Annotated in this window: 22 protein-coding genes; 8 read left to right on the top strand and 14 right to left on the bottom strand. The window is 72.4% G+C overall.

Annotation, left to right across the window (positions count from 1 at the left end; translation table 11 throughout):
• Positions 1 to 126 precede the first annotated feature (126 nt).
• Both ACF1BH_RS28490 and ACF1BH_RS28485 read right to left on the bottom strand, forming a co-directional pair.
• Positions 127 to 1272, bottom strand: coding sequence for a site-2 protease family protein (locus tag ACF1BH_RS28490; protein ID WP_391647065.1), 1146 nt, complete (start codon positions 1270 to 1272; stop codon positions 127 to 129).
• A 314-nt stretch (positions 1273 to 1586) separates the two neighbouring features.
• Positions 1587 to 2282 (bottom strand): flavin reductase family protein, encoded by a 696-nt coding sequence (locus ACF1BH_RS28485; RefSeq protein WP_391647063.1) that lies wholly within the window; start codon positions 2280 to 2282, stop codon positions 1587 to 1589.
• Positions 2283 to 2338: 56 nt separating this feature from the next.
• Here ACF1BH_RS28485 and ACF1BH_RS28480 point away from each other — a divergent pair, with 56 nt between their 5' ends.
• The 4 genes from ACF1BH_RS28480 (at position 2339) to ACF1BH_RS28465 (ending at position 5663) form a co-directional block, all read left to right on the top strand.
• Positions 2339 to 3133: an ArsR/SmtB family transcription factor gene (locus tag ACF1BH_RS28480; protein ID WP_391647061.1), complete on the top strand. Its 795-nt coding sequence runs from the start codon at positions 2339 to 2341 to the stop codon at positions 3131 to 3133.
• Positions 3134 to 3223: 90 nt separating this feature from the next.
• Positions 3224 to 3628, top strand: a complete 405-nt coding sequence (locus ACF1BH_RS28475; RefSeq protein WP_391647059.1) for a recombinase family protein — start codon at positions 3224 to 3226, stop codon at positions 3626 to 3628.
• 23 nt (positions 3629 to 3651) lie between these two features.
• Positions 3652 to 4509: a universal stress protein gene (locus tag ACF1BH_RS28470; protein WP_391647057.1), complete on the top strand. Its 858-nt coding sequence runs from the start codon at positions 3652 to 3654 to the stop codon at positions 4507 to 4509.
• 209 nt (positions 4510 to 4718) lie between these two features.
• Positions 4719 to 5663, top strand: coding sequence for a ferritin family protein (locus ACF1BH_RS28465; protein WP_391647055.1), 945 nt, complete (start codon positions 4719 to 4721; stop codon positions 5661 to 5663).
• A 398-nt stretch (positions 5664 to 6061) separates the two neighbouring features.
• Here ACF1BH_RS28465 and ACF1BH_RS28460 read toward each other — a convergent pair whose 3' ends face one another.
• The gene (locus ACF1BH_RS28460; protein WP_391647053.1) at positions 6062 to 6529 is read right to left on the bottom strand and encodes a universal stress protein; all 468 of its coding nucleotides are present in this window, start codon (positions 6527 to 6529) and stop codon (positions 6062 to 6064) included.
• A 281-nt stretch (positions 6530 to 6810) separates the two neighbouring features.
• Between ACF1BH_RS28460 and ACF1BH_RS28455 the strand changes: the two genes are divergently transcribed.
• A complete protein-coding gene (locus ACF1BH_RS28455) occupies positions 6811 to 8055 on the top strand; it encodes a pyridoxal phosphate-dependent aminotransferase (protein WP_391647106.1) in 1245 nt (414 codons plus the stop codon).
• A 175-nt stretch (positions 8056 to 8230) separates the two neighbouring features.
• On the opposite strand, the gene ACF1BH_RS28450 is transcribed toward ACF1BH_RS28455, so the two are convergent.
• Together ACF1BH_RS28450 and ACF1BH_RS28445 are read right to left on the bottom strand one after the other, a co-directional pair.
• On the bottom strand, positions 8231 to 9130 hold the full coding sequence (locus ACF1BH_RS28450) for a MurR/RpiR family transcriptional regulator (protein ID WP_391647051.1): 900 nt from the start codon (positions 9128 to 9130) through the stop codon (positions 8231 to 8233).
• A 69-nt stretch (positions 9131 to 9199) separates the two neighbouring features.
• Positions 9200 to 10339: a C45 family autoproteolytic acyltransferase/hydolase gene (locus tag ACF1BH_RS28445; protein ID WP_391647049.1), complete on the bottom strand. Its 1140-nt coding sequence runs from the start codon at positions 10337 to 10339 to the stop codon at positions 9200 to 9202.
• A gap of 305 nt (positions 10340 to 10644) precedes the next feature.
• Here ACF1BH_RS28445 and ACF1BH_RS28440 point away from each other — a divergent pair, with 305 nt between their 5' ends.
• The 3 genes from ACF1BH_RS28440 (at position 10645) to ACF1BH_RS28430 (ending at position 12484) form a co-directional block, all read left to right on the top strand.
• Positions 10645 to 10833: a hypothetical protein gene (locus tag ACF1BH_RS28440; protein WP_391647047.1), complete on the top strand. Its 189-nt coding sequence runs from the start codon at positions 10645 to 10647 to the stop codon at positions 10831 to 10833.
• A gap of 62 nt (positions 10834 to 10895) precedes the next feature.
• Complete coding sequence (locus ACF1BH_RS28435) at positions 10896 to 11522, top strand: cytochrome b N-terminal domain-containing protein (RefSeq protein WP_391647045.1); 627 nt, start codon at positions 10896 to 10898, stop codon at positions 11520 to 11522.
• Positions 11519 to 12484 (top strand): hypothetical protein, encoded by a 966-nt coding sequence (locus ACF1BH_RS28430; RefSeq protein WP_391647043.1) that lies wholly within the window; start codon positions 11519 to 11521, stop codon positions 12482 to 12484. The genes ACF1BH_RS28435 and ACF1BH_RS28430 overlap by 4 nt, the downstream gene beginning before the upstream one ends.
• Before the next feature lie 679 nt (positions 12485 to 13163).
• On the opposite strand, the gene ACF1BH_RS28425 is transcribed toward ACF1BH_RS28430, so the two are convergent.
• The 9 genes from ACF1BH_RS28425 to ACF1BH_RS28385 form a co-directional block, all read right to left on the bottom strand.
• Positions 13164 to 13685 (bottom strand): DUF2231 domain-containing protein, encoded by a 522-nt coding sequence (locus tag ACF1BH_RS28425; RefSeq protein ID WP_391647041.1) that lies wholly within the window; start codon positions 13683 to 13685, stop codon positions 13164 to 13166.
• 1017 nt (positions 13686 to 14702) lie between these two features.
• Positions 14703 to 14915, bottom strand: coding sequence for a ferredoxin (locus tag ACF1BH_RS28420; RefSeq protein WP_391647039.1), 213 nt, complete (start codon positions 14913 to 14915; stop codon positions 14703 to 14705).
• Positions 14912 to 16237 carry an NADH-ubiquinone oxidoreductase-F iron-sulfur binding region domain-containing protein gene (locus tag ACF1BH_RS28415; protein ID WP_391647037.1) on the bottom strand — a complete coding sequence of 442 codons (1326 nt, stop codon included), beginning with the start codon at positions 16235 to 16237 and terminating at the stop codon, positions 14912 to 14914. The genes ACF1BH_RS28420 and ACF1BH_RS28415 overlap by 4 nt, the downstream gene beginning before the upstream one ends.
• Positions 16234 to 16920, bottom strand: coding sequence for a ferric reductase-like transmembrane domain-containing protein (locus ACF1BH_RS28410; RefSeq protein WP_391647035.1), 687 nt, complete (start codon positions 16918 to 16920; stop codon positions 16234 to 16236). Before ACF1BH_RS28410 ends, ACF1BH_RS28415 begins: the two co-directional genes overlap by 4 nt.
• On the bottom strand, positions 16917 to 17888 hold the full coding sequence (locus tag ACF1BH_RS28405) for an FAD:protein FMN transferase (protein WP_391647033.1): 972 nt from the start codon (positions 17886 to 17888) through the stop codon (positions 16917 to 16919). Before ACF1BH_RS28405 ends, ACF1BH_RS28410 begins: the two co-directional genes overlap by 4 nt.
• Positions 17885 to 18247 (bottom strand): hypothetical protein, encoded by a 363-nt coding sequence (locus ACF1BH_RS28400; protein ID WP_391647031.1) that lies wholly within the window; start codon positions 18245 to 18247, stop codon positions 17885 to 17887. The genes ACF1BH_RS28405 and ACF1BH_RS28400 overlap by 4 nt, the downstream gene beginning before the upstream one ends.
• Positions 18248 to 18380: 133 nt before the next feature.
• Complete coding sequence (locus ACF1BH_RS28395; protein ID WP_391647029.1) at positions 18381 to 19727, bottom strand: sensor histidine kinase; 1347 nt, start codon at positions 19725 to 19727, stop codon at positions 18381 to 18383.
• Positions 19724 to 20428: a response regulator transcription factor gene (locus tag ACF1BH_RS28390; RefSeq protein ID WP_391647027.1), complete on the bottom strand. Its 705-nt coding sequence runs from the start codon at positions 20426 to 20428 to the stop codon at positions 19724 to 19726. Before ACF1BH_RS28390 ends, ACF1BH_RS28395 begins: the two co-directional genes overlap by 4 nt.
• Positions 20429 to 21377: 949 nt before the next feature.
• Positions 21378 to 21797: a hypothetical protein gene (locus tag ACF1BH_RS28385; protein WP_391647025.1), complete on the bottom strand. Its 420-nt coding sequence runs from the start codon at positions 21795 to 21797 to the stop codon at positions 21378 to 21380.
• Positions 21798 to 21897: the final 100 nt, after the last annotated feature.

Here is a 21897-nt window from a genome sequence, read left to right as displayed (position 1 = left end):
GGCCGCTCAACCGGCCTGATCCAGGAGCAGACCCGGATGGATACCGGGCCACGCCTGCTCTCCCCGCCCCCTCGGCCGCGTCGGCAAGCCGACGGCTGCGACCGGGGGCCGGCGCACCGCCTGCGCTCACAAGCCGTCGCGCCGCGGTGGAGCGGCGTTCATCAGCCACGCCACAGTACGGCTGACGTCCGACAGGGACAGGATCCCGACGAGTGTGCCCTCGTCCACGACCAGGACCCGGTGCTCGGCGCCGGGCTCCATGCGGGGCAGCAGGTCCGCCAGCGGTTCGTCCGGCCGCACGACGGTGACCTGCGACAGTGGCACCATCACCTCGCCCACGGTTACCGCGGCGCCTGGTTGCCGTGGCACGTGCTTGGCGCCGTCCAGCGTCATCAGCCCGATCGGGGCCATGTCGCTGTCGGTCACCGGGAACGCCGAATGCCGGTACCGGTACGGCGGAGCGGCCAGGAACTCCGCGACCGTCATACCGACAGGCACCGTGACCGGATGCGGCGTCATGGCGTCCCGCACCGGCACCCCGGCCAGCAGACCGCGCAGCTGCGCCTGCCGCCCCTCCGCGGTGGCGGCCGCGACGAGAAACCAGCCGATCAGCGCCAGCCAGAGCCCTGCGAACGCGCCACTTCTCAGGAAGACCACGAGCCCCAGCACGGCGAGCAGCCATCCGAGAACGCGGCCCGCCGCAGTCGCCCCGGCGGTCGCCCGCAGCCGGTCTCCCGTACGCCACCACAGGAAGGCGCGCAGCAGCCGACCACCGTCGAGCGGAGCGGCGGGCATGGCGTTGAAGACGGCGAGCAGCAGGTTGATGCCCGCCAGCCACGCCACCACCTCGGTCAGGAGCCCCGGCGCGGAGGCCACATGGAGCAGCCAGGAGCCCAGCGTGAAGAGCCCTCCGAGGAGGAGGCTGACGAGCGGGCCGATGCCTGCGATGCGCAGTTCCGCGGCCGGACTCGACGCCTCCGACCGCAACCGGGCCACCCCGCCGAGCAGCCACAGGACGATGTCGTCCACATCGACCCCGTTGCGCCGGGCCACGACGGCGTGCGCCAGCTCATGAGCGAGCAGGGAGGCGAAGAAGACCGCGGCAGCGGCAAGCCCCGCCACCCAGTACAGAGCCCAGGCCCGGTCCGGGTATGCCTGCGGGAGCCGGCCCTGAGCGAGCCCGAACGCGATGATCGCAAAGATGAACAGCACGCTCCAATGGACCCCGATCCGGACCCCGGCGATCCGTCCCAGCATGAACGTCGCCCGCACAGCGTTCTCCTCTGCTCGCTCCGTCCCCGGGCGGGGAGTCGTTCCGTTCCCACGATCCCTCCGCTCGCGCCGCCGGCCGGATGTGACGCGCCGATCCCGGTGTTCCTGGCGGTGCGGCGCGGAGAAACACCTGCTCATGACGGAGGGGGAGGAGAACGCCCCGCATCTTGTGGGCCCGCGGCGCGTTGCCGCAGGAACTCAAGGGCTTCGCGCCTGTTCCTGCTGCTCGCCTGAGCAGGGTGGGGTGTGACCCGGATACGGGTCGAAGGGGCAATGAGTTGATCTTGAAGCCCTGAAGGCCAGGCCGCCTGATCTCAGTTGGGCGCTGTGTCGGCGAGTGCAGGCTCTGCGGCAGGCCCCTCGAAGTTGCGGGGCGTCTGGGTGCGGTAGGAGTGGCCGAGTTCCGGGCCGAGTCCGAAGTAGTGGCGGAAGTTGTAGATGAGGGGGCTCCAGGCGGCGGGGTCGATGTGGTCGGTGCCCGGGACGACGATGCGGGAGTCGGCGTGCACCTTGCATACGACGGCCTCGACGATGACGAAGTCCCCCGAAACATCCGGCTGCACCCGCTCGGCGCGGGCCTCCAACTGGATCGGGCATCCGGCCACGCGAGGCGGCCGGACCAGATGGGACGGATTGCTGGTCAGGCCGGCTGCGGCGAACTTGTCCGGCTCGAAGCGGCAGCCCTCGGGCTTTGTCGTGGGCACGGGATTCCGGCCGGTCAGCGGCGCCAGCCGCTCCACCGCCGGCCACTGGGCGGGGGCCGGCAGGCTGATGACCAGGTCGGGGCGGCTGCCGAGGTTGTACGCGGTCTGCCCCTCACGGCCCAGCCCGATCACAACCGTCCGCCCGAGGGCCCATGCGGAGGATATCGGGGCGATATTGAACGAGCCGTCCTGATTCTCTGTCGACAGGAGCACCACCGGCGTCCCGAAGTACAGGATGCTCGGCTCGATCTCCAGGTGGGTGGCGACTGTCTGTGCGGGCAGGGTGCTGGGAGGTGCCGTGTTCATGGCGAGCAGCCTAGGGTCCGGTTGTTTCGGCCGGGGCCGAAGTGTCCCCGGCGATAATGGACCGCATGGACATGCAGCGCGCACATGTAGCCGGTCCCGACCTGGCTACCGTGGCGAAGCTTCTGGCCGACGGCACGCGGGCAGGCTTCTGTCTGGCCCTGCTCGACGGCCGGGCTTGGACAGCGACGGAATTGGCACGTCATGTGGGGGTGGCGCCCTCGACCGCGACTGAGCACCTGCACGCGCTCGTCCGCGGAAACCTGCTGGCCGAGGAACGGCAGGGCCGCCACCGCTACGTGCGTCTGGCCGGTCCGCACGTCGCCGAGCTGGTCGAGAGCCTCGCCGCGATGGCGCCCGAGCGCACCCCGCCACCCCGTTCCCTGTCGGCAGCCGGCCGCCGACAGGCCCTCGCCCACGCCCGCACCTGCTACGACCACCTTGCCGGGACCGTCGGGGTCGCCATCACCGATGCGATGCTCGAGCGGAGGCTGCTGGACCTGGAGCACGGACTCGGGCTCACCAGCGCCGGAGCGACCTGGCTCGAAGATCTCGGCATCACCGTCCCGACCGGCACGCGCCGGCCGTCGGTGCGGTCGTGCCTGGACTGGACCGAACGCCGCCCCCACCTGGCCGGCGCCGTCGGTGCCGCCCTGTGCCGTCACGCGTTCGGCACAGGATGGATCACTCCCGTCGGGACCACGCGCGCCGTTGCCGTCACAACCCTCGGCCGACAGGCACTCCGCCGCCATCTCGGCTTGTCCGATGAACTCCTTGCGCCGGCAAGGTCGCCCCGGAACACCACACCCTCCGCTTCATGCTCGTCCTCCGGCTCCGTGCCGAGCTGGGGGTGAAGACCCCCGCCGGCCGCGGCCCCGGCCGCGCGTGGGAGAGGGCCCGCCATCGACGCCGCCGTGCCGGACGCCGCGACGAAGCCCACGAGGGTGGGCTACGCGAGGTGCAGCACCGCCCAGCAGGAACTCCAAAGTCAGCTCGACGCGCTCGCCGAGGCCGGGTGTGACCCGGTGTTCTCCGAGAAGATCAGCACCCGCATCAAGGTGAGGCCCGAGTTCGTCGAGGCGATGGACTTCGCCCGCACCATCAAGAAGGCCGTCCCCCACCAGCGGGTCATCCCGCGAGATGCCCCGCAGGCGCACATGCCGGACGGTGGAAAGAGAAAGGGAGGGCCCCGGGGCGGCTGGATGGGCATGGACCCCGGCATCACTACCTGCCGCTCCGGTGCTCTCGCTGCCGGAGTACTGCGGCCCTCAGGCCACCACGGGGGAGGAACACGTCAGAGCCGCCGGGACCTGGACGAGTTCCGCCGATTCGGCAGCGCCGACCGCTGACTTCCCGCACCCAGGGAGAGACGATGACGGATCCGATCGTGGTCGGAGTCGACGGCTCCGGGCGCAGTCTGCGCGCGTTGGTATGGGCTGCCCACGAGGCGGTGCTGCACCACTGCGCCCTGCGCATCATCCATGTCCTGCACCGTGAACACGTATACGCGAGCACCCCCGCTGTTCGAGCCCGGGAAGCGAGCAGCCGCGACCGGGGTGTTGTGGCGGAGGCCGCCGCGATCGCCCGGGAATCACATCCGGAACTGGAGGTGATGACCGACCTGCCCACCGGTGCCCCCGCAGCCGTTCTCCTGACCGAGTCCGAGCACGCCCATACGGTGGTCCTCGGCGCGAAGGGCATGGGCGGCTTCGGGAGCTTGCTGCTCGGCTCGGTCGCCCTGCAGGTCGTCGGGCACGCGGCGAGCCCCGTGGTCGTGGTCAACCACCTCGCCACCGGGCACCGTCGCATCGTTGTCGGCGTCGATGGCTCGGCGCATTCCCGAGCCGCCTTGGCGCACGCGTTTCAGGAGGCGTCCTTGCGCGGGGCCCAACTGCAGGCCCTGCACGCCTGGAGCTACCCAGGCCCCGAGGCGGTGGTCAGCGCCGTCCGTGACGCCGCGGCCGAGGAGCACCGGCAATCCCTGGAGGAGTGGCTGGGCCCGCTGCGCGAGACACATGCCGGCGTCGAGGTCGTGGAGGAACTGACGCACGAGGACCCCATCCTCGCGCTGGCCCGCGCCTCGGACCGGGCGGACCTCATGGTTGTCGGTTCCCGCGGGCGCGGTGGCTTCCGCGGTCTTGCCCTCGGCTCCGTCAGCCACGCCCTGCTCCAGTTCTCCCAGTGCCCACTCGCGGTCGTTCGCCCATCCCTCCGGCCCGTCCCCGACTGACGGCCCACGACCGCATCCCCTTCACCGCTGGTGGCTCGGCAATGCCTTCCCGGGGTGTCCGCCGCGCATGTGGCCAAGCGCCGCCAACCTGCGGAGCGTCACGCTGAGTGACAATGCGTACACTCGAATGTCGCGTGTTTGTTGGCAGCTTCGTTCACTCGTTGGTGTGATGTCTGGGACGGGGGCACCGGTCTGATCTGGAGGTCCGCATGAAGCTCTACCCGATGCGCGCCCTGACCACGGGCGTTCTCGTCCTGGCGATCGGCATGCCTGTGGGAGTCGCCTCGGCGGTGGCGCCCGCAGACGGGATGCACCCGCTGCGCTCCCGGACGCTCACCGACCTCGACACCGCGATGCGCGGTGAGGCGTACGCCTACTCCTCGTACTCGCTCTTCGCCGATCAGGCCGCCAAGCAGGGCCTGCCCGCGGTGAAGGACCTCTTCCGGAGGACGGCGAAGACCGAGCTGGATGAGCACTTCACGGAGGAGGCCGCGATGCGCGGCCTGGTGGGCGGCGATGCGGACAACCTGCGGGCCGCCATCGAGGGCGAGCGCTACGAGTCGCTCAGCATGTACCCCACCTTCGCCAAGCAGGCCAAGCAGGACGGCGACAGCGCCGCCGCGGAACTGTTCGGCGAGATCGCCCGGGACGAGGCCAAACACCACGCCGCCTTCGAGAAGGCCCTGGAAGCGGTCCGGACGGGCAAGGGCGGCATTCCGGCGCCGCCGAGCGTCCAACCGGTGTCGGTCCAGGCCGGTATGCCCAAGGTCCATGCGGCCCGGACGAAGCAGAACCTCGACACCGCGATGCATGGTGAGGCGCTGGCCTACGCCAAGTACACGCACTACGCAAAGGCCGCGACCGCGCACGGCAAGCAGGCGCTGGCCCGTCTGTTCAACGGCACCGCCGAGATCGAGCGGCGCGAGCACTTCGCCGGTGAGGCCCAACTGGCCGGCACGGTCCGGTCCACGCGCGAGAACCTCACCAAGGCCATCACCGGGGAACAGTACGAGGCCCGGAGCATGTACCCCGGCTTCGCCCAGCAGGCCAAGGCGACCGGCGACAGCGGGGCCGCGGAACTGCTCGGCGAGATCGCCCGGGACGAGGCCAAACACGCCCGCGCCTTCGAGGTGGCCCGCGACAAGCTCCGCTGATCCGGCCGCGGCGGTGGGCACCACAAGGACGTGGTGGTGCCCCCGCCCGGGTGTGCTGCTGCACCGCTCCACCGACGACCCCACGGCCGGCTCCGGCCCCGCAGGCTTCGGGCACGGTTCGCCGCGGCGGGGCGAGGCGAGCGCCGGAGTGGGATGGCCGGAACCGGGGGGCGCCGGCCGTCGTCGTGGCGATCGTGGTCAATGCCGCCGTTCGCGTTCGGGCAGGAGAGGGAAGCGGATCGGCGGTCGAGGCTCTGGGGCCTACCCCCGCCGACGCAGGTGAAGGTTCTGCGTGACGGGCAGGAACAGGTGGTTGAGGCGGTCGGCCTGGTTCCGGGGGTGCCCTGGTGGTGGAGGAGCCGGCCGGGTCTCGGCTGACGGGCGGCTGAGCGCGGGTGTCACCGCTCCTGCGCCGGCTGGCCGGTGCCCCGTACGACGACGACCGGGCAGGGGGCGTGTGCGGTGCAGTGCCGGCTGACCGAGCCCAGCAGGGCCCCGGAGAAACCACCGTGCCCCCGGCTGCCGACGACCAGCAGGTCGGCACCGCGGGCGGCGTCCAGCAACACCGCGGCGGCCGTGCCGTACGCGACAACCGTCTCCACCCTCGGCCCGGCGCCCGGCCGCACGGCCCTCCGGACGGCGTCGGACAGGCCCCGGTCCGCCGCCTGCTCCAGCGAGGTCCTGAGTTCCCGGGGCTCGTCGATCCTGCCGATGGAGCCAGGCGGGTATTCCCATGCCGTCACCGCGGTGAGGGTGCTGCCGGTCAGCTCCGCCTGGCGGACCGCCCAGCGCAGTGCCTCCTGCGACGACTCCGATCCGTCGACGCCCACGACGATGCGGCCGTGCTCCTGTTGCCGGCTTTCCATGACGGCCTCCGCGAGACGGGTTCCGGAAGTGTGCGGCCGGAACGGAGATTCATGTACCGCTCTTCCACCCAACCTCCGTCAGGACCGGCCCGCCACACAGGGGCCGAACCGGTCCGCGCCGCCGCCGGACGGCCCGTTCGGCAACGGCACGGCGCCGATTCCGCGTCGTGCGCACCGGAAGCCCGCCTGGATGCAAACAAATTTGCATGTAATCTGGCGCGTGCAAGTTCAATTTCTTATGTCGCTATTGATCCGTGTGAGGAGTGTGGGGCGCCGTGACCATGCATTCGGCGACCTTGGCCATCAACGAGACCTTGCAGATCCGCCGGGCGGCAGGTGAGAAGGTGTTGCACCTGGGGTTCGGGGAAGCCGGACTGCCGGTACCGGCCCCGGTCGCGGCGGCGCTGTCGGCGGCGGCCGGGCGCAACGGCTACGGAGCCGTTGTCGGGTCCTCCGAGGCCCGCGAGGCCGCCGCCGGATGGTTCGCCAGGCGGGGCGTGGAGACCCGAGCGGAGCAGGTGCTGTTCGGGCCCGGCAGTAAGGCGCTGCTGTTCGCGCTGCTCGCTGCTCTGCCGGGCGATGTCGTGCTGCCGTGCCCGGCGTGGGTCAGTTACGCGGCTCAGGCCGCACTGGCGGGGAAGAAGACCATCGGTGTGCCCATCCCCGCGCAGGCAGGCGGCGTTCCCGACCCGGCCCTGCTGGAGCAGGCGCTTCGGGACGCGCGCGCGGCCGGTGCGCACCCAGGCGTCCTGGTGCTGACGGTGCCGGACAACCCCACCGGGACGATCGCCCGCGACGAGCACCTCCGCGAGGTCTGCGAGATCGCCGACCGGAACGGGCTGGCGGTGGTGTCCGACGAGATCTACGCCGAGGTCTGTCACTCCGGAAAGGCCCCCAGTGCACTCGGCCACCTGCCGGAACGCACGATCGTCACCAGCGGCTTGAGCAAGTCGATGGCCCTGGGCGGATGGCGCATCGGGTTCGCCCGGGTGCCGTCCGGCCCCTGGGGGGACCGTCTGATGCAGGACCTTGTCGGGGTGGCCAGCGAGGTGTGGTCCAGCCTGGCCGCACCGATGCAGGCCGCCGCCACGCACATCCTGCAGGACCCGCCCGAGGTGCTGGCCCATGTCAACGCCGCCCGCAGGCTCCACGCGACCGTGGCCACGGCGGTGCACTCCGCGTTCACGGCCGCCGGAGCGGTCTGCCGCCGCCCTGAGGCGGGCTTCTACCTCTACCCGGACTTCGAACCGGTGCGCCCCCTGCTCGCGGCCCGGGGCATCGACACCGGCGCCGCACTGGCCGCGGCCCTGCTGGAGGAGCACGGCGTCGGAGTGCTGGCCGGTGAAGCCTTCGGAGACACCGCGGACGGACTGCGCGCCCGGGTGGCGACCAGCCTGCTGTACGGGGACTCCGAAACCGAGCGCTGGGAGGCGCTGCGCAGCGACGACCCGCTCGCCCTGCCGTGGATCGCAGCCTCCCTGGACCATCTGCGCACCGCGCTCGGCGCGCTGACGGCTCAGGGCTGAAACGCAGCAGGCCGCCGGGGCTTCGGTCGGTCGCACGATGCCCGCCGGGCCCCTCGCGCGAACGCCGTGCGGTGGGCCCGGCAGCCGTCCGGCATGCCGGAGCCGGTTCGGCAACGGGTCGATCGGCACCAAGATGAGCAGTGCAAGGCGACCGGCACCAGGTGACCCGGGCCCTTCAGGGCAGCAGCGAGTCGGTGGTGTAGACGCCGAACTCCTCGAGGAGCTCCTCTTCCTGCAGGAGCGTCGAGCGCACCTCGTGGCCACGCAGTTGGGCGACGCCGGCGGCGAGCGCCTGCACCAGCGAGGTGAACGTGGTCAGCGAGCGCAATACGGAAGGGCCCGAAGCATCGACGTAGAAGACCTGCTCGGCCGAGGCCGTCAGCGGCGAGGACGGATCGTCGGTCAGTGCCACGCAGCGGGCACCGCGGGAGTGGGCCCAGGCCGCGGCACGTACGGTCTGCGCGCTGTACCGGCGGATCGAGAGGGCGACGAAGCAGTCGCCTTCCCGTACCCGGCGCAGGTCATCGGTGAGTGTGCCCGCGCCCAGCGTGACGGTCTCGACGTCCTCGCGCACCATCCGCAGCAGGTAGCCGAGCAGGTAGGCCGGCGCGTGGCACTTGCGCAGGCCCATGACGTGGACACGGGGGGCCTCGGCCAGTGCCCGCACCGCGGCTTCCCAGGTCTCGGGGGTGATCCGCGCGAAGGTGCGGGCGATGTTGGCCCGGTCCAGCGCGACGGTGTGTTCAAGCAGGCTCCCGCCGTCGGCGCTCAGCTGCTCCAGCTTGTCGTAACGGCGGAGCAACTGCGCCTGTTCCCGAAGCCGTTCACGGCAGAGCCTGGTCAACCCCGGGTATCCATCGAGGCCGAGGCTGTTGGCGAACCGCACCACGGTGGCCTCATTGACGCCGACGGCCGATGCCAGCTCCGAGACGGTCATGAACGCCACGCCTTCCGGGTCGGCCATGACGCGGTCGGCCAGGAGCCGTTGGGAGCGGGTCAGCGCCGCTTCGGGGTCCTGAAGCTCGGCGAGGAGCTCGTCGTAGGTCTGCGGAGGTCGCCGCGATGCTGTGGCCATGGAGCCAATTGTCCCTCGAAGCGGCCGTGGCGCGGCCAGGGACCTGCGGACCGGCCGTGGTGCCGGCGGCTACGGGCTGACGGTGCCGGCTTCCCCGCGGGCGAATGCGGAGAGTGGCAGGTCAGCGGTGCTGCCTGCCGGTCCGCGCACCGTGATCCGGTCGTCGGTGAGGTCGGCGACCACCGAGCACAGCGTCATCAGCGGGTCGGCGCCCGCGGCCGTGCGGTGCACGCCATGGGGCAGCGGCGCCGAGGTGAGGACGTCCAGGAACCATTGCGCGGCAGGGCCGCCGACCGGGGGCTGCAGACCGGCGAGGACCTCGCCGCGCGCGACGCTCTCCTCGTACGGGCCCAGGCTGCGGGCCGCCCGCGCGGCGTCGGACGCGTCCGCCGTGGCCGCGCCGGACGCGTCCGGCGGGACGGGCAGATGGCGCAGGTGGTTGGTGTGCCAGTGCAGCGGGTGATCCGCGTCGGCCTCCATGACGGCGGTCCTTCCGGCGGCGCTCTCCACCACGACGACCCGGCCGTCGGCTCGGTCGCCGATGGTGTAGGCGAAGCCGCCGGCGCTGGGCCGGCTGCGCAGATGGTCCACGGCGGCGCCCAGGGTCGGTGCCTGCTGCATGGCACGGGCGACGAAGTGCCGCCCCGGGGCGTGGGCCGGGCGCGCTGCCTGGACGTGGTTGATGCCCCAGACCAGTCCGTGGCCCGTGGCGGTGAAGGTGTTGGCGGGCAGGAAGCCCGGATACCACTGGACCGTCACCGGCACATCGCCGTCGACGAGCAGGGTGAGCAGCATCAGGTGGCCGTCGAGCGCGGGCGCCCCGTCCTCGTTGTGCGCCACGTAGGAACGCGTGCCGCGCCAGCCCAGGTCTGTGCAGCCGGTACCGTCGTCGACACCCAGGTCGCCGCGGAGGTTGGCCAGCAGCAGGTCTTCGAAGTCGGCGCCGGCGCCGGCGGCCAGGGCGCGCAGTTCGCCGAGCTGCCGGCCGCATGCCGCACGGGTGGCGTCCAGCAGTCGCTCGACCCGGATCCGCCCCCTTTCGGTGGCGGCCCAGCCGCGCAGCGCGTGACGCTCGGGCAGGGCCTCCTGGACCGCGTGGACGTCGGCGTGGGCCACCCGGCCGAGAGCGCGGAAGACGTCGTCGCGCTCCCCGGAGACGACCAGCCAGCGCATCCCGGCGAGCTCCTGCTCGCGGACTTGAGCACCCATTCCGACCTCCTGGAAGACATGACCGAGGGGGTTCCGGCCAGTCGTTCCACTGCCACAACCTTGGAGCAATTCTAACTGCAAGGATGCTTTGTATTGCAAATGAAATTGCAGGGGAGGCGGGGTGGCTGCGCGAGCACACGCTCGCACTCCGCCGACAGGCCGGCGACGGCGTAGCGCGGACGGTCGCCCGTGGGCTGGGACCGCAAGGGCGAAAGTGTTGCGCCGGATGGCGCAGCCATGGTCGACGGCGGTCCTGGTCGGCGGGTAGTCCTCGCCGTGAACACCTTCCCGGGAGAGAGGCTGCGATGGCCGACGGACCGATGTACCACGGGGGCGCCCTGTCCGCCCCCGTGGATCTGGGCGGCGCCGGACACTACATCCACTGGGGGGTGGTACAGATCTCGGCCGCGAACCTCGCGGTCATCGCCCTGATGGTGATCGTCTTCGTGCTCGCGCTGCTGCTGCCCTTCCCGCGCGGCCGGCAGCAGCGGTGAGCGGCATGGTGCGAGGGCGCTCCGAGGACCCGGACGACCGCGCGGGTGGGTGGACAGGGGCTGTGCGGCGGCGCGCCCTGCGCGCGTTTCCCCCGGAGAAGCTGCTGCCCACCACCCAGCCGGAGTACGTGGCCTCCTGGATCTACGTGTTCGGCGTCCTCACGCTCTCCAGCCTGGTGGTCGTCGTCCTCACCGGCTGCATCCTTGCCCTCAGGGGCCCTGCCTGGTGGCACCTTTCGGACGTCGGGAGGTACGTCAACAGCCTGCACCTGTGGAGTGTGGAGCTGTTCATGTTCGTCATGGTCGTCCACCTGTGGGGACAGTTCTTCATGGCGGCCTGGCGTGGGCGCCGGGGGCTCACCTGGGTCATCGGGGCCGTGGTCTTCCTCGTCTCGATGGGCACCGCCTTCACCGGCTATTCGGTGCAGCAGAACTTCGACTCCCAGTGGATCGCGGACCAGGCCAAGGACGGCCTGAACTCGGTGGGGATCGGCGCCTTTTTCAACGTCCTCGACTTCGGTCAGATGCTCATGTGGCACATCGTGCTGCTCCCCCTGGCCGTGGCCGTTCTGGCGGCGTGGCACATCCTGCTGGTGCGGCTGCGCGGGGTGGTGCCGCCCATCGGGGCCTCGCCCGAGCCGGGCCCCGCCGAACCTGTGGGCCCCGTGCGAGGAGAGGGAGCCGGATGATCGGAAAGCGCAGCCGTCGGACACCGGTCCCCGATCCGGCTTGGTTCCCCCAACGCCCGTACGACCTGGTCATGGAGTTCTCCGTCGCGCTGGTGGCGACCGTTCTGCTCACCGTCGGCCTCGCGGCGGTCTTCTCCTCACCCGACGAAAAGCCGGTCACCCTGGCGCGCTGGGCGAGAGCCTCGCCGGGCGACTTCACCGCCACCGCCGTCGCCGAACTGGGACACACCAGCGGCACCGCGCGCTACGGCCCCCCGTACAACGACACACCGGGTGCCGGGCAGAAGATCGGCCCGGTGAGCCTTCAGCGTGCCGTCGGGGTGACCATCCCGATCGACACCGCACGCGACTTCGTGCTCCGTCCGCTGGCCGACGCGCCGGAACCCCCTGCCGTCACCACTGCGCTGGCCACCTGGAACGCCGCCTCCGCCGGGCTGCGGCAGCAGTGGGCCGGCGCCTACGCCGACGCGCTCGGCAAGGCTCCGGGAGGCGATCCGGGCAGGGTCCAGCCGGGAACCTACGGGCCCGTCCCAGCGCTGACGGCCCGTCTGCTGGAGCTGGCCCGGGCGGGGGCACTCGACGGCCAGCTGCAGGCCGCGGGCCGCTTCTACCAGACGAACTACACCAAACCGCTGCTCTTCCTCGGTGACAGCTCGTACCTGGAGGACCAGGCCCGCGCCCGGCACCTGGCCGGTGACCAGTGGGGGATGATGAACGAGACGGGCAACTGGCCCGGCCAGCCCTGGCTGTGGCTGTTCGCGTTCTGGTACCAGATCGAGCCGTTCCGCAGCTCGGGCAACATCGATGCCCTGGTCTGGGCGCTGATGGCGCTGCTCAGCCTGGCGTTCGTCCTGGTGCCGTTCATCCCGGGTGTCCGCTCCATCCCGAGGTGGACCGGTGTGTACCGCCTGGTCTGGCGCGACTACTACCGCGCGCACCGGCCGGACCGGAGCAGTGAATGACGCGTGCCGCATCGCTGCCCCTGCTGCCCGCCGCACCGGGGCCGGCCTCGGACGCGGTCGGTGCCGGTCGACGTCCGGCTGAGGCGGGCCGCGGGCCCGTCGCGGCCGGAACGTGATCGCGGACGATCAGGACCTGCCTTTCGGCCCGCCCCTCCCGCCGGCCGGCAGGGCGACGTCGCAGTGACCGGCGAACGCGACCGCCTCCGGACGCAGCGGGCCCGCCTCACCTGGAGTTGCCGCCGCGGCGGCGAGCAGGATGAGGACCAGGCCGGGCAGGGCGCGGGAGCTGAGCCGGGCGACTTTGTCCAGGACAGCCGGCAGACCGTCGCGGTGAACTCTTCCGCCGCGGCCGGTGGTTGGCCGGCACTGATCAGGTCCCCGCGGTCGATGCCGACCTCGTCGGAGAGCAGCAGCGTCACCGACTGGCCGCAGGGAGCCTCCGCCACCGGCCCGCCTGGTGAGTCGATGCCTCGATGCGGCTGTGCAGGCCGGACGGCCAGACGGTGACCAACTCCCCTTGGCGGACGGTGCCGGCCGCGATCCGACCGGCGTAGCCGCGGTACTCGTGGTGGGCGGCGGTGCGGGGCCGGATGACGCACTGCACAGGGAACCGGAATGGGGCATCCGGGCGCCCTGCGTCGACCGGCACGGTCTCCAAGTGTTCCAGGAGCGTGGTCGGTCAGTCCTGCTGGCCCAGGCGTCGCTGCACGGGCTGGTGCCATGCTGCCTTCGCGCCCGAATGCCCGGCGTCGTAGGTGACGTAGCCGGCGCCCGCCGCGACGACCAACGTCACCATCACCCCCAGCAGCCGCACCACGAGACGGGGGCCGGCGGACTCCCGAGTCCCGGCCCCGTCCTCAGGTGCGGGGGATGTCCTTCTGCGGTGGGCCCACCACAGCAGGATGCTCACCGCCAACAGTGCCACCGTCCACGGCAGCAGCTGCTCGCCCACCTCGGCGTGCCGCTCCACCAGGTCGTTCTCCTGCACGTGCTCCTCCAGCCACGTCCCGGACCCCGTGGTGAACGGCACCAGCACCACACAGACCAGCGCGAGAAGCGGCAGGACCAGGCCGAAGCGGCGCAACACCAACGGCCGGACGGCGCAGGCCACTGCCGCCAGTGCGGTCAGCGGCACCAGCACCACGACAAAGTGCGCGAACAGCACGTGCGTGGGAATCCCGTCGAACAGCGAGGTCTGCACGGACCACCTCCTGGAAATCGCGAACGGCCCGGGGCTCGGGGGAGGACGTGGTGAGGCGCATCCGGCGGGGCGGGTGGCCCGGCCGCCCGGCCGTGCAACGCCCGGCGGGAGAACGGCCGAAGATCCCGTCCGTGCGACCGGCGGGAGGCGGTGGCTGAACACACCTCCTCGCTCCGGTCACTGCACCTGCCCGAGTCGAAAGGTACGGATGAACGCGCCACCGGCAAGGAAGCACGCCGATCACCGCGCCCGGTCGCACCAACTGCCCCAGCCCTTCCGGCAGGCAGCCGCCATGCCGACACGTCGAAGCCTCGACCATCCAGATGGAGGTGCGATCAAGGATGAGCCGATATGTATTGGTCAACCCCGATGCGACCACGGAATTCCGGGCAGCGGCCCTGCAGGAACTGCGGCCGAGGGGCGAATCCGTACGGCGGCGACACCACCGGCTTCGTCATCGGGTGCTCCCTCTCCGCGGGCTGGCATGCGGTTTCGGGGACGCCTGGGCAAGGGGTCACGTCGCCCCCGGCCGACGCTCCGCGAGCCGCTTCTTCGCCTCCGAGTAGGCATCCGCGTCGATCTCACCCGAGGCGAAGCGACGGTCCAATATCTCCTGTGGCGATTCCCGCCGCCGCTCCTCGCGTGTACCAGGGCCAGAACCTCCGCCGGAGCGCCCATGGACAAGGTGGACGACTGCCCAGACCACCAAGCCGATCAAGACGATCCACACAAGAGGCATGAAGGCCATCCAAGCCCAACCGCCGCCGTCCCAGTACATCACTGCCCTCACCGCCTTCCCCGGCGAATTCTCATCCTCATTCCAGTGTCCGCCTGTGACCACGGAAGCCGCTGCGCAGCGGCTTCCGGACGCCTGGCCGCGGCTGGACACCCGTCAACGCCAGGCGCGGAGAGGAGACAATCCCCTGCGTGATGACCGCACGGCGCACCTCGCCGCAGGCTTCGCGACCACCGTCACCCGGGTTCGCGGGACCCTTGCCGACCAGGGCTCCGGCATCCTTACCGAAACGTTCGGTCGGTGCGGAGAGCGAGGCGGGGGCAGGCGGCGACGGCTCGGCGGGCGTGGGCGCGCAGCTGGTCGGGTACGGTCCGTTCCTTCAGGACGGGGTAGCCCCATTCGTCGAGATCGATCAGTTCGGGGAGGAGTTCGGCGCACAGTCCCTGGCCGGTGCAGGTGATGCGGTCGATGCGCAGGCTTCGGCTTCTGGTCATCGCCATGTCTCCGGGGGCGTTGCGGTTGGGACGGGGATGAAGGGTGACTGGTGGGCTGCGGGGCAGGGGCCGTGGGTGAGGTGGTGGTCGACGTCGTCGGGGAAGGCGTGCAGGGCGGAGGCGGCGAGGCGGGCGGCACCGTCGGGGTGGCGGCAGGCGCCGCGGTCGGGCAGCAGACCGGTGCGACGGCGCAGGCGCGGCAGCAGGCCGGGGTCGGTCCGTCCGGCGGCCAGAGCGGCGAAGTCCTCGGCCACGGCGGGCAGCCCGAGACGGCAGGGGCCGCACTGGCGGGCGCTGTGTGCGGCCAGGTAGGCGAGCATCCGTGCCGTCTCGCGCACCGCGCAGGCCGCTCGGGGGAGCGCGATGAGGACGCCGGCGCCGGGCGCGGCACCCAGTGGGGCGAGGTCGTGCCGGGCGAGGGGCGTGTCCAGATGCGCCGACGGGAGCCAGGTACCGGCGAAACCGCCGAGCAGGACCGCCCGCAGGGGTGCGGTGGGTCCTCCGGCACGGCTGAGAATCGTGGTGAGCGGGGTGCCGAGCGCCACCTCCAGGACACCGGGGGTGGCGACGGCGCCGGAGACGGTGACGAGCGTGGTGCCGGGCTCGTCCGGGGTACCCGCCTGGCGGTACCAGTCGGGTCCGTAGTGGGCGATGAGGGCGAGGTGAGCCAGGGTCTCGGCGTTGCCGACGAGCGTGGGGCGCCGGCCGACGCCGCGTTCGTGGGTGCGCGGCGGGCTGCCCTGCGGGCGGGCCGGACCCCCGCCCAGCCAGCGCACCAAAGATGTCGACTCACTGGAGACGTAGGCGTGGGGAAGGGTGTGCAGCCGCAGCCGGACCCGATCGAGGCGGGCGCGTCGGCGCTCGTCCGAGACCGCACTCAACTGCCGGTACTGGGCATCGCGGTCGCGGGGCAGGCACACATGGACGGTGGCCGCGCCGACCGCGGCGGCGGCCAGCACGGCGCCGTCGAGCACGAGGTGGGGCGCGACGGCAAGGAGGAGCTGGTCCTTGCGGCTGGCCGGTTCGCTCTCCATGGCGTTGACAACGACCACGGCGCGGCCTCGGCCTTTCGCCACGGCGCGCAGCTTGCGGGCGGTGGGGAAGCCCGCGCCGCCGCGCCCGGTGAGCCCCGCCGCCTCGACGGCCTCCACCAGAGGCATCGACGTACGGCTGCCGGCAGCGGTGACAGGGGGCCGCCCGTAGCGCGTCAGGTGGTCGTTCAGGGTGGCCGGCCGCCCGGTGGCGTACCAGTCCGCCAGCAGTCGGGCCTCCCCCGGGGCGGGGAGGAGGGGCGTGAGGGGCGCCGTGGCCGAGGGGGTCATCGGCTGCCACCCAGGACGATCGTCGTGGCGGCCGCGCGCTGGGCCCAGCCGGGCTGCAACGGGCCGGCGGCGAGGAACACGCCGAGCACGGCGGGCACGGCAGCCGCGGCTGTGGCGGCCAGCAGGCGCCCGGTGAGGCGACCTGGGCCGGCCTTCGCCAGCCGCCACCACACGGCGGCCACCGCCGCACCGAGGCATCCGGCGTAGAGCCACAGCTGGAGAGGCAACCGGGTGTCGGTTCCGGTGCCGACACCGTGGAAGAGGGCGAGCGGCCAGGCCGCGTACGCCAGCCAGTGCACGGCTTTCCAGCGCCGCACGCCCAGACGCTGCCGGAGGGCGCTGGTGAGGAGCACCGCGAGCAGCAGGTCGGACGCGGCCGTGCCCAGCCCGAGCCAGAGCGGCCGGTAGGACGCGCCGAACGGCACCGCCAGCACCGCCCACCCCAGGTGGACGAACGGATCGAGCACGGCCGTCACCACGTGCACGGCGAGGAACACCAGCGTGAGCAGGGACAGGTTGCGGTGCAGCATGCCGATCTCGAACCGGCCGATGCGGTGGGGCGCGGCGCGGCCGCCGGAGGCGATGCCGAGGGCCACGGTGGCCGTGAGCAGAATCAGGGCGAGGGTGCCCCCCGCGCGGCTGGCGTACCAAAGCGGGCTGCCCGTGAGAGCCAGGACCGTCATCGCGGGCCTCCTGGCACGGGAGCGGGAGCGTCGGAGTCGGGAGGCCAGCCGCCGACACGAACGACATGGCCGTCGAGGCCGACCAGGCGAGCGGGCAACGCCGTGCCGCGCAGCCATTCGAGGGCCCGGTCACCCAGCACGATCGCCGCCGTGCCGGCGGTGTTGGCGTCCACGCACGTGGCCGCGGCGACGGTGCCCGTGCGCCAGACGGGGGCGGCGGGCTCTCCGGTCGCCGGGTCGACGATGTGGTGCAGGGTGCGGCCGGCGCGCCGCCAGGTGCGCACGCGGATCCCGGAGGTGGCCAGTGCGCCGCCGGTGATGGCGACGGCGGGGGCGTGGCCTGTGGCCGGCCGGGCATGGTCGTCGGCCAGGGCTATGCGCCAGCCGTCCCCGGGCGCCGGTCCTGCCGCCGAGAGGTCGCCGCCGAGGCTGACCAGGACGCCGCAGCCGACGGCCGTGGCGGCGTTGCGGGCGGCACGGTCGGCGGCGAGGGCCTTGGCGGTCGCTCCCAGGTCGAGGTGGGTGCGCGGGGGCAGGCACAGCCGTCGGGTGCGGGGGTCGAAGACGATCCGGCGCCATCCGGGGGCGGGGCGGGGAGATGGCAGAGGGCCGACGTCGTCGGGGCGCAGGGACACGAAGGTGCGGTCGTAGCCGAGCGTGGCCATCGCCCGGCCGACGGTCGGGTCCACGGCTCCGTCGGTGAGCTGGGCGGCCCGAAGAGCGGCCAGGAGGGCCTCGGCGAAGTATGCGCCGACCGTCGTCGGAGTGCCCGCGGCGCGGTTCACCCGGTTCAGTTCGGAGTCGGTGCGGAAACGGCTGCAGGCACGGTCGACTGCGGCCAGTTCGGCGCGCAGGATCACCTCGGCGGTGGGCAGGGCGGCCGGCTCCGTGACGAGCAGCGTGGCCGTGGTCCCCAGAGCAGGGAAGCTGACGTCGGCGGGTGCCGGCTTCGCTGGGTGCGTGGTCATGACGCCCCCGTGGTGGTGTGCGGCTTCTGCTGGGTGGCGGTGGGCGGCTGGGCCGGGGCCTGGGGAGCGGGCTTCGTGACGGATGGCGCCCCCTCGTCGCCCGAAGCGCCCTCCTCGTCCCCCTTGGGCGGGGTGGACGACGTCGGCGGGTCCTGCACGGACGGCGGCGACGGCGCGGTGGAGGGAGAGCTCCCGGGCATCAGGTGGGTGTAGATGCCACCGAGGGCGGCCGTCGCTGCTACGGCGGCGGCGGCGAGCCACCGGGTGAGGCGGCGCGTCCGCCGCAGTCCGCGTTCGCGAGCGCGGGGAGAGCCGGCTGGAGGGAGGGTCTGGTCGAAGTCGTCGGGGGAAGGCGCCATGGCACCGGCTCCTCGTGATGCGGCGGTCCGGATCGGCTGCGTGCCCTCTCAGCCTGCGACGGCGGTGTCCAGGAACTGGCTCGCGTCTTCTTCAGGATCGGTAAAGATCTCGGGTCACCCTGGGCGGTCCGGGTCAGCCCTGCGGCCACAGTGGCAGTTCCAGCACGACGGTCAGCCCGCCGCCCGGGGTGTCCTCCAGCCGTGCCGTACCGCCGTTGGCGGTGATCAGCCGGTGCACGATGGCGAGCCCCAGACCGGTGCCCCTGGCCTCCGGGTTGCCGAACCGGCGAAAGGCGACCGCCTTGGCCCCGGCGCTCATCCCGGGGCCGTCGTCCCGCACGCGCAGCCGAGCCAGCCCTCCGGCGGCCCGGTGGTCGAGCGTCACGCTCCCGCCCTCGGCCACCGCCTCCACGGCGTTGGCGATCAGATTGTCGAGGACCTGTTCCAGATGGCCCGCGCCGAGCGCTACGGACAGGGCGGTCCCTTCGGAGGCGATCAGCCGCACGCCGCGTTCCTCGGCCACCGGCGACCAGGCCGCGACCCGTTCGGCCACCGCCTCGTCGACCCGGACGGCGACCGGCCGGGGCGTCGCCTGCTCGGCGCGCGCGACCGCGAGCAGCCCGTCGACCAGCCGGGACAACCGGACGATTTCCTCCTGCGCGGAGGCCAGCTCCGCGGAGATGTCGCCCTCCGCCCCGGCGGCCATGACGTCGAGCCGCAGCCGCAGCGCGGCCAGCGGGGTCCGCAACTGGTGGGACACGTCGGCGAGCACCGCCCGGTGGCCGTGCACCAGCGTCTCCAAACGGGCCGCCATGGTGTTGAAGGTGGCAGCAAGACGGCGGACCTCCGGCGGTCCGCCGCCGACCTCGGCCCGCTCGTCGAGCGCGCCCTCACCCAGCCGCTGGGCACTGACGTCCAGTCTCGACAGCGGGCGGCTGACCCAGCGGGCCAGACGCAGGGACAGCATCACGGAGGCGGCCAGCCCCACCGCGCCAATCGCGGCGGACCAGCCCCAGAGAGTGGCGATCCGGGCGTTGAGCGGGGCCGCGGAGCGGGCCAGCACGACCACGCCGGAGGGGCCGCGAATCTCACCGGCCGGCTCCGCGGTCAACAGCCGGCCCTCGTTCTCCAGCAGCTCGGGCTCGTGCCCGGACACGACCTCCTCCACCAGTTCTTGCGCCTCCTGGCCCTGGGCCGCTGTACAGGGTGTACTGGCCACCAGGCGCCCGGAGGCGTCGTACACGGCAGCACAGTCCCCCGAGCGGGCCGCGGCGGCCAGTTCCTGATGCATGGCGGTGGCCGGCTTGCGGTCGGAGAGGTGTTCCTCGGCCGCCGCGGCGACCGCCCGGGTGGCCGCCCGCTGGCTGTCGCGGAAGGCGACACGCTCGCCGACCGTCATGGACACCGCGAGCGGTACGACCGCCAGCACCAGCAGCACGGACGTCAGGACCAGGAGCGTCCAGGTGATCCGGCGCGTCACGACCGATCCCGAAGCTCTTGGACCGCCCCGAGCCGGAAACCGTGCCCGTAGACGGTCTCGATCAGCCCCGGCACGGCGAGCTTGCGGCGCAGCGCCGCGACATGCACGTCCACCACCTTGGTCGGGCCGTACCAGTCGGCGTCCCAGGCCCGGTCCAGGATCTGCTGCCGGCTCACCACTCGACCGGGGTCGGCAGCCAAACACTCCAGGATGCCGAACTCCTTCGGCGTCAGCGTGACCACGCGTCCCTCCACCGAGACCTGCCGGGTGCGCAGGTCGAGCGCCAGCGGGCCGTGGCGGAGAATCTCCGGCTCCGCCGGGCGCCGACGGCGCAGCACCGCCCGGATCCGCGCGAGCAGCTCGGCCAGCCCGAACGGCTTGACCAGATAGTCGTCGGCGCCCTCGTCCAGGGCCACCACCCGGTCCGCCTCCTCGCCCCGCGCGGTGACGGCGATGATCGCGGCGTCCGACCGCGCCCGCAGCCTCCGGCACACCTCGACGCCGTCGATGTCGGGCAGCCCGAGATCGAGCAAGACGACGTCGGGGCTGGGCGCGGACAGCGCCGCACGTCCGGAACGGACGCCCTCGACCACGTAGCCGACCTGCCGCAGCCCGCGCACCAACGACTCCGCGATGCCCTTGTCGTCCTCGACGACCAGCACCCGCGTCTCCTCGGCCACACCTGCGTCCCTGTCTCTCATCCCTGATGGCTGACCTCACCGGAGATGAGAGCAGCCGCCTATTCCCCCTGACATCCAGCCTGCCAACTGGCAGCGGATGCGGCGACAGGGCCGTTCGTCCCCGGATCGCACTGCTCGATCACCGCCTCCTCCCGACACCCACGTCGGTCTCTGAAGCGTCTGCGACAGCCGGGCACACCCGTGCAGACGAGGGGCCGCGGCCCGGGCGGGCGCCGCCCGCACCGCGGCCACCTTCCGCTCGCGCGGAGCCGGCCAACGCCCCGACCCCGGGATACGAGCTCCGCCGGGAAGCTGCACACGGTCGGCGATGCCCGCGTCACCGGTAGGCAGTGCCCCTGCGGCACTGCCTACCGGTGAACTGGTCCTTGAGCGACCGCTTTGGGACCGACCGCTTCGGTCAGCGCCTGAGGGGGCACGCGCCCCAACCGGCCGCACCAGAAGCGCTTCAGGCGTCGGACGCGGGCTCGCCTTCGGTGGAGCCGGTGCGACGGCGCCGTCGTCCGGCCGCGCAGATGAGGACCCGCAACAGTCGCCACGCGCGCAGCGGCAGGCGCTCACGAAGCCCACCAACCCGAGGTGATACAGGGAAGATTGGAGAGGGAACGGGAGCGGAAGGGGCGGTTGAGGGCGAGGGCGAGGGCGAGGGCGAGGGCGACGTCGGCGGTGCGCCCTGCGGGGGCACGGACGTGACGGACCCCTTCTGCGGAGCCGGACGACCGTCGTTCTGCGGCCGGGTGGGAGTGGAGGGAGGGGACTCCGGGCGGGTGGGGTTGCGGGTGGCCTCGGCGCGTACGAGCGCGCCGAGGGCGGCGAAGATGTCTGCGGGCATGCCGGAACTCCTGCGGTGCTGAGGCCGTTGACGCGGACACGGCAGGCCGCGGGCACCCCTGGGGCCCCGTCACGAGGAGGGCGGGGTGGGGGCAGGGGCGCGGGGCGCGGCCGGGTCCGCTCAGCAGCGCAGTACGGTCACGCGAGAGGGCGTTCCGGCGTCGGCGGCCGGCAGAACGGCCCAGGGAGCGGCGAGCGCCACTGCGGCCGCGGACACCACCACGGGTGTTTCCCGTACCGCCTTGCCGCTCGGCCCCGTAGGAGCTTGCGGTCGCAGCGGGCACGCGGTGGCGTGGTACAGCCGCCGGAAGCCGTTGCCGGGGTGGCGCGTGTCGCCCTCGGCCTGTCCCCAGACATCGGCCTCGGGGTCGCACGTCCGGTTCGCCGGGCCGGTGGCGGCGGACATTTCGACGGCGGAGCACTTCGCGGCCGTGGGCGGCACCGCATCGGAGTAGGCGCTGGTCAATGCCGTGAACAGCAAGGTCAACAGCGCCAGGAGCCACAGCGTGCGGCCGCGGCCGGTGCTGACGCTGTCACGCATGGTGGTCTCCCAACCCAACGCTCTTCCGTAGAAGGCATCCCCGGGGAAAGATCGGGTATTCGGGAGCCATCGGAATGAGTCGGCTATTCCACTCGTTCCG

This window comes from Streptomyces sp. NPDC014733 (assembly GCF_043083385.1).
GTDB lineage: Bacteria > Actinomycetota > Actinomycetes > Streptomycetales > Streptomycetaceae > Streptomyces.
Note: the sequence above shows the minus strand (reverse complement) of the source record. Positions and strands in the feature narration are given on the sequence as shown.

What these genes read in the sequence shown, in the direction of transcription:
- ACF1BH_RS28470 (WP_391647057.1), top strand. Translation starts at nt 3,652, where the DNA reads ATGACGGATCCGATCGTGGTCGGAGTCGACGGCTCCGGGCGCAGTCTG.
- ACF1BH_RS28480 (WP_391647061.1), top strand. Translation starts at nt 2,339, where the DNA reads ATGGACCGCATGGACATGCAGCGCGCACATGTAGCCGGTCCCGACCTG.
- ACF1BH_RS28445 (WP_391647049.1), bottom strand. Translation starts at nt 10,339, where the DNA reads ATGGGTGCTCAAGTCCGCGAGCAGGAGCTCGCCGGGATGCGCTGGCTG.
- ACF1BH_RS28405 (WP_391647033.1), bottom strand. Translation starts at nt 17,888, where the DNA reads ATGACCACGCACCCAGCGAAGCCGGCACCCGCCGACGTCAGCTTCCCT.
- ACF1BH_RS28420 (WP_391647039.1), bottom strand. Translation starts at nt 14,915, where the DNA reads ATGACCAGAAGCCGAAGCCTGCGCATCGACCGCATCACCTGCACCGGC.
- ACF1BH_RS28400 (WP_391647031.1), bottom strand. Translation starts at nt 18,247, where the DNA reads ATGGCGCCTTCCCCCGACGACTTCGACCAGACCCTCCCTCCAGCCGGC.
- ACF1BH_RS28440 (WP_391647047.1), top strand. Translation starts at nt 10,645, where the DNA reads ATGGCCGACGGACCGATGTACCACGGGGGCGCCCTGTCCGCCCCCGTG.
- ACF1BH_RS28390 (WP_391647027.1), bottom strand. Translation starts at nt 20,428, where the DNA reads ATGAGAGACAGGGACGCAGGTGTGGCCGAGGAGACGCGGGTGCTGGTC.
- ACF1BH_RS28485 (WP_391647063.1), bottom strand. Translation starts at nt 2,282, where the DNA reads ATGAACACGGCACCTCCCAGCACCCTGCCCGCACAGACAGTCGCCACC.
- ACF1BH_RS28450 (WP_391647051.1), bottom strand. Translation starts at nt 9,130, where the DNA reads ATGGCCACAGCATCGCGGCGACCTCCGCAGACCTACGACGAGCTCCTC.
- ACF1BH_RS28455 (WP_391647106.1), top strand. Translation starts at nt 6,811, where the DNA reads ATGCATTCGGCGACCTTGGCCATCAACGAGACCTTGCAGATCCGCCGG.
- ACF1BH_RS28430 (WP_391647043.1), top strand. Translation starts at nt 11,519, where the DNA reads ATGATCGGAAAGCGCAGCCGTCGGACACCGGTCCCCGATCCGGCTTGG.
- ACF1BH_RS28465 (WP_391647055.1), top strand. Translation starts at nt 4,719, where the DNA reads ATGAAGCTCTACCCGATGCGCGCCCTGACCACGGGCGTTCTCGTCCTG.
- ACF1BH_RS28415 (WP_391647037.1), bottom strand. Translation starts at nt 16,237, where the DNA reads ATGACCCCCTCGGCCACGGCGCCCCTCACGCCCCTCCTCCCCGCCCCG.
- ACF1BH_RS28460 (WP_391647053.1), bottom strand. Translation starts at nt 6,529, where the DNA reads ATGGAAAGCCGGCAACAGGAGCACGGCCGCATCGTCGTGGGCGTCGAC.
- ACF1BH_RS28385 (WP_391647025.1), bottom strand. Translation starts at nt 21,797, where the DNA reads ATGCGTGACAGCGTCAGCACCGGCCGCGGCCGCACGCTGTGGCTCCTG.
- ACF1BH_RS28410 (WP_391647035.1), bottom strand. Translation starts at nt 16,920, where the DNA reads ATGACGGTCCTGGCTCTCACGGGCAGCCCGCTTTGGTACGCCAGCCGC.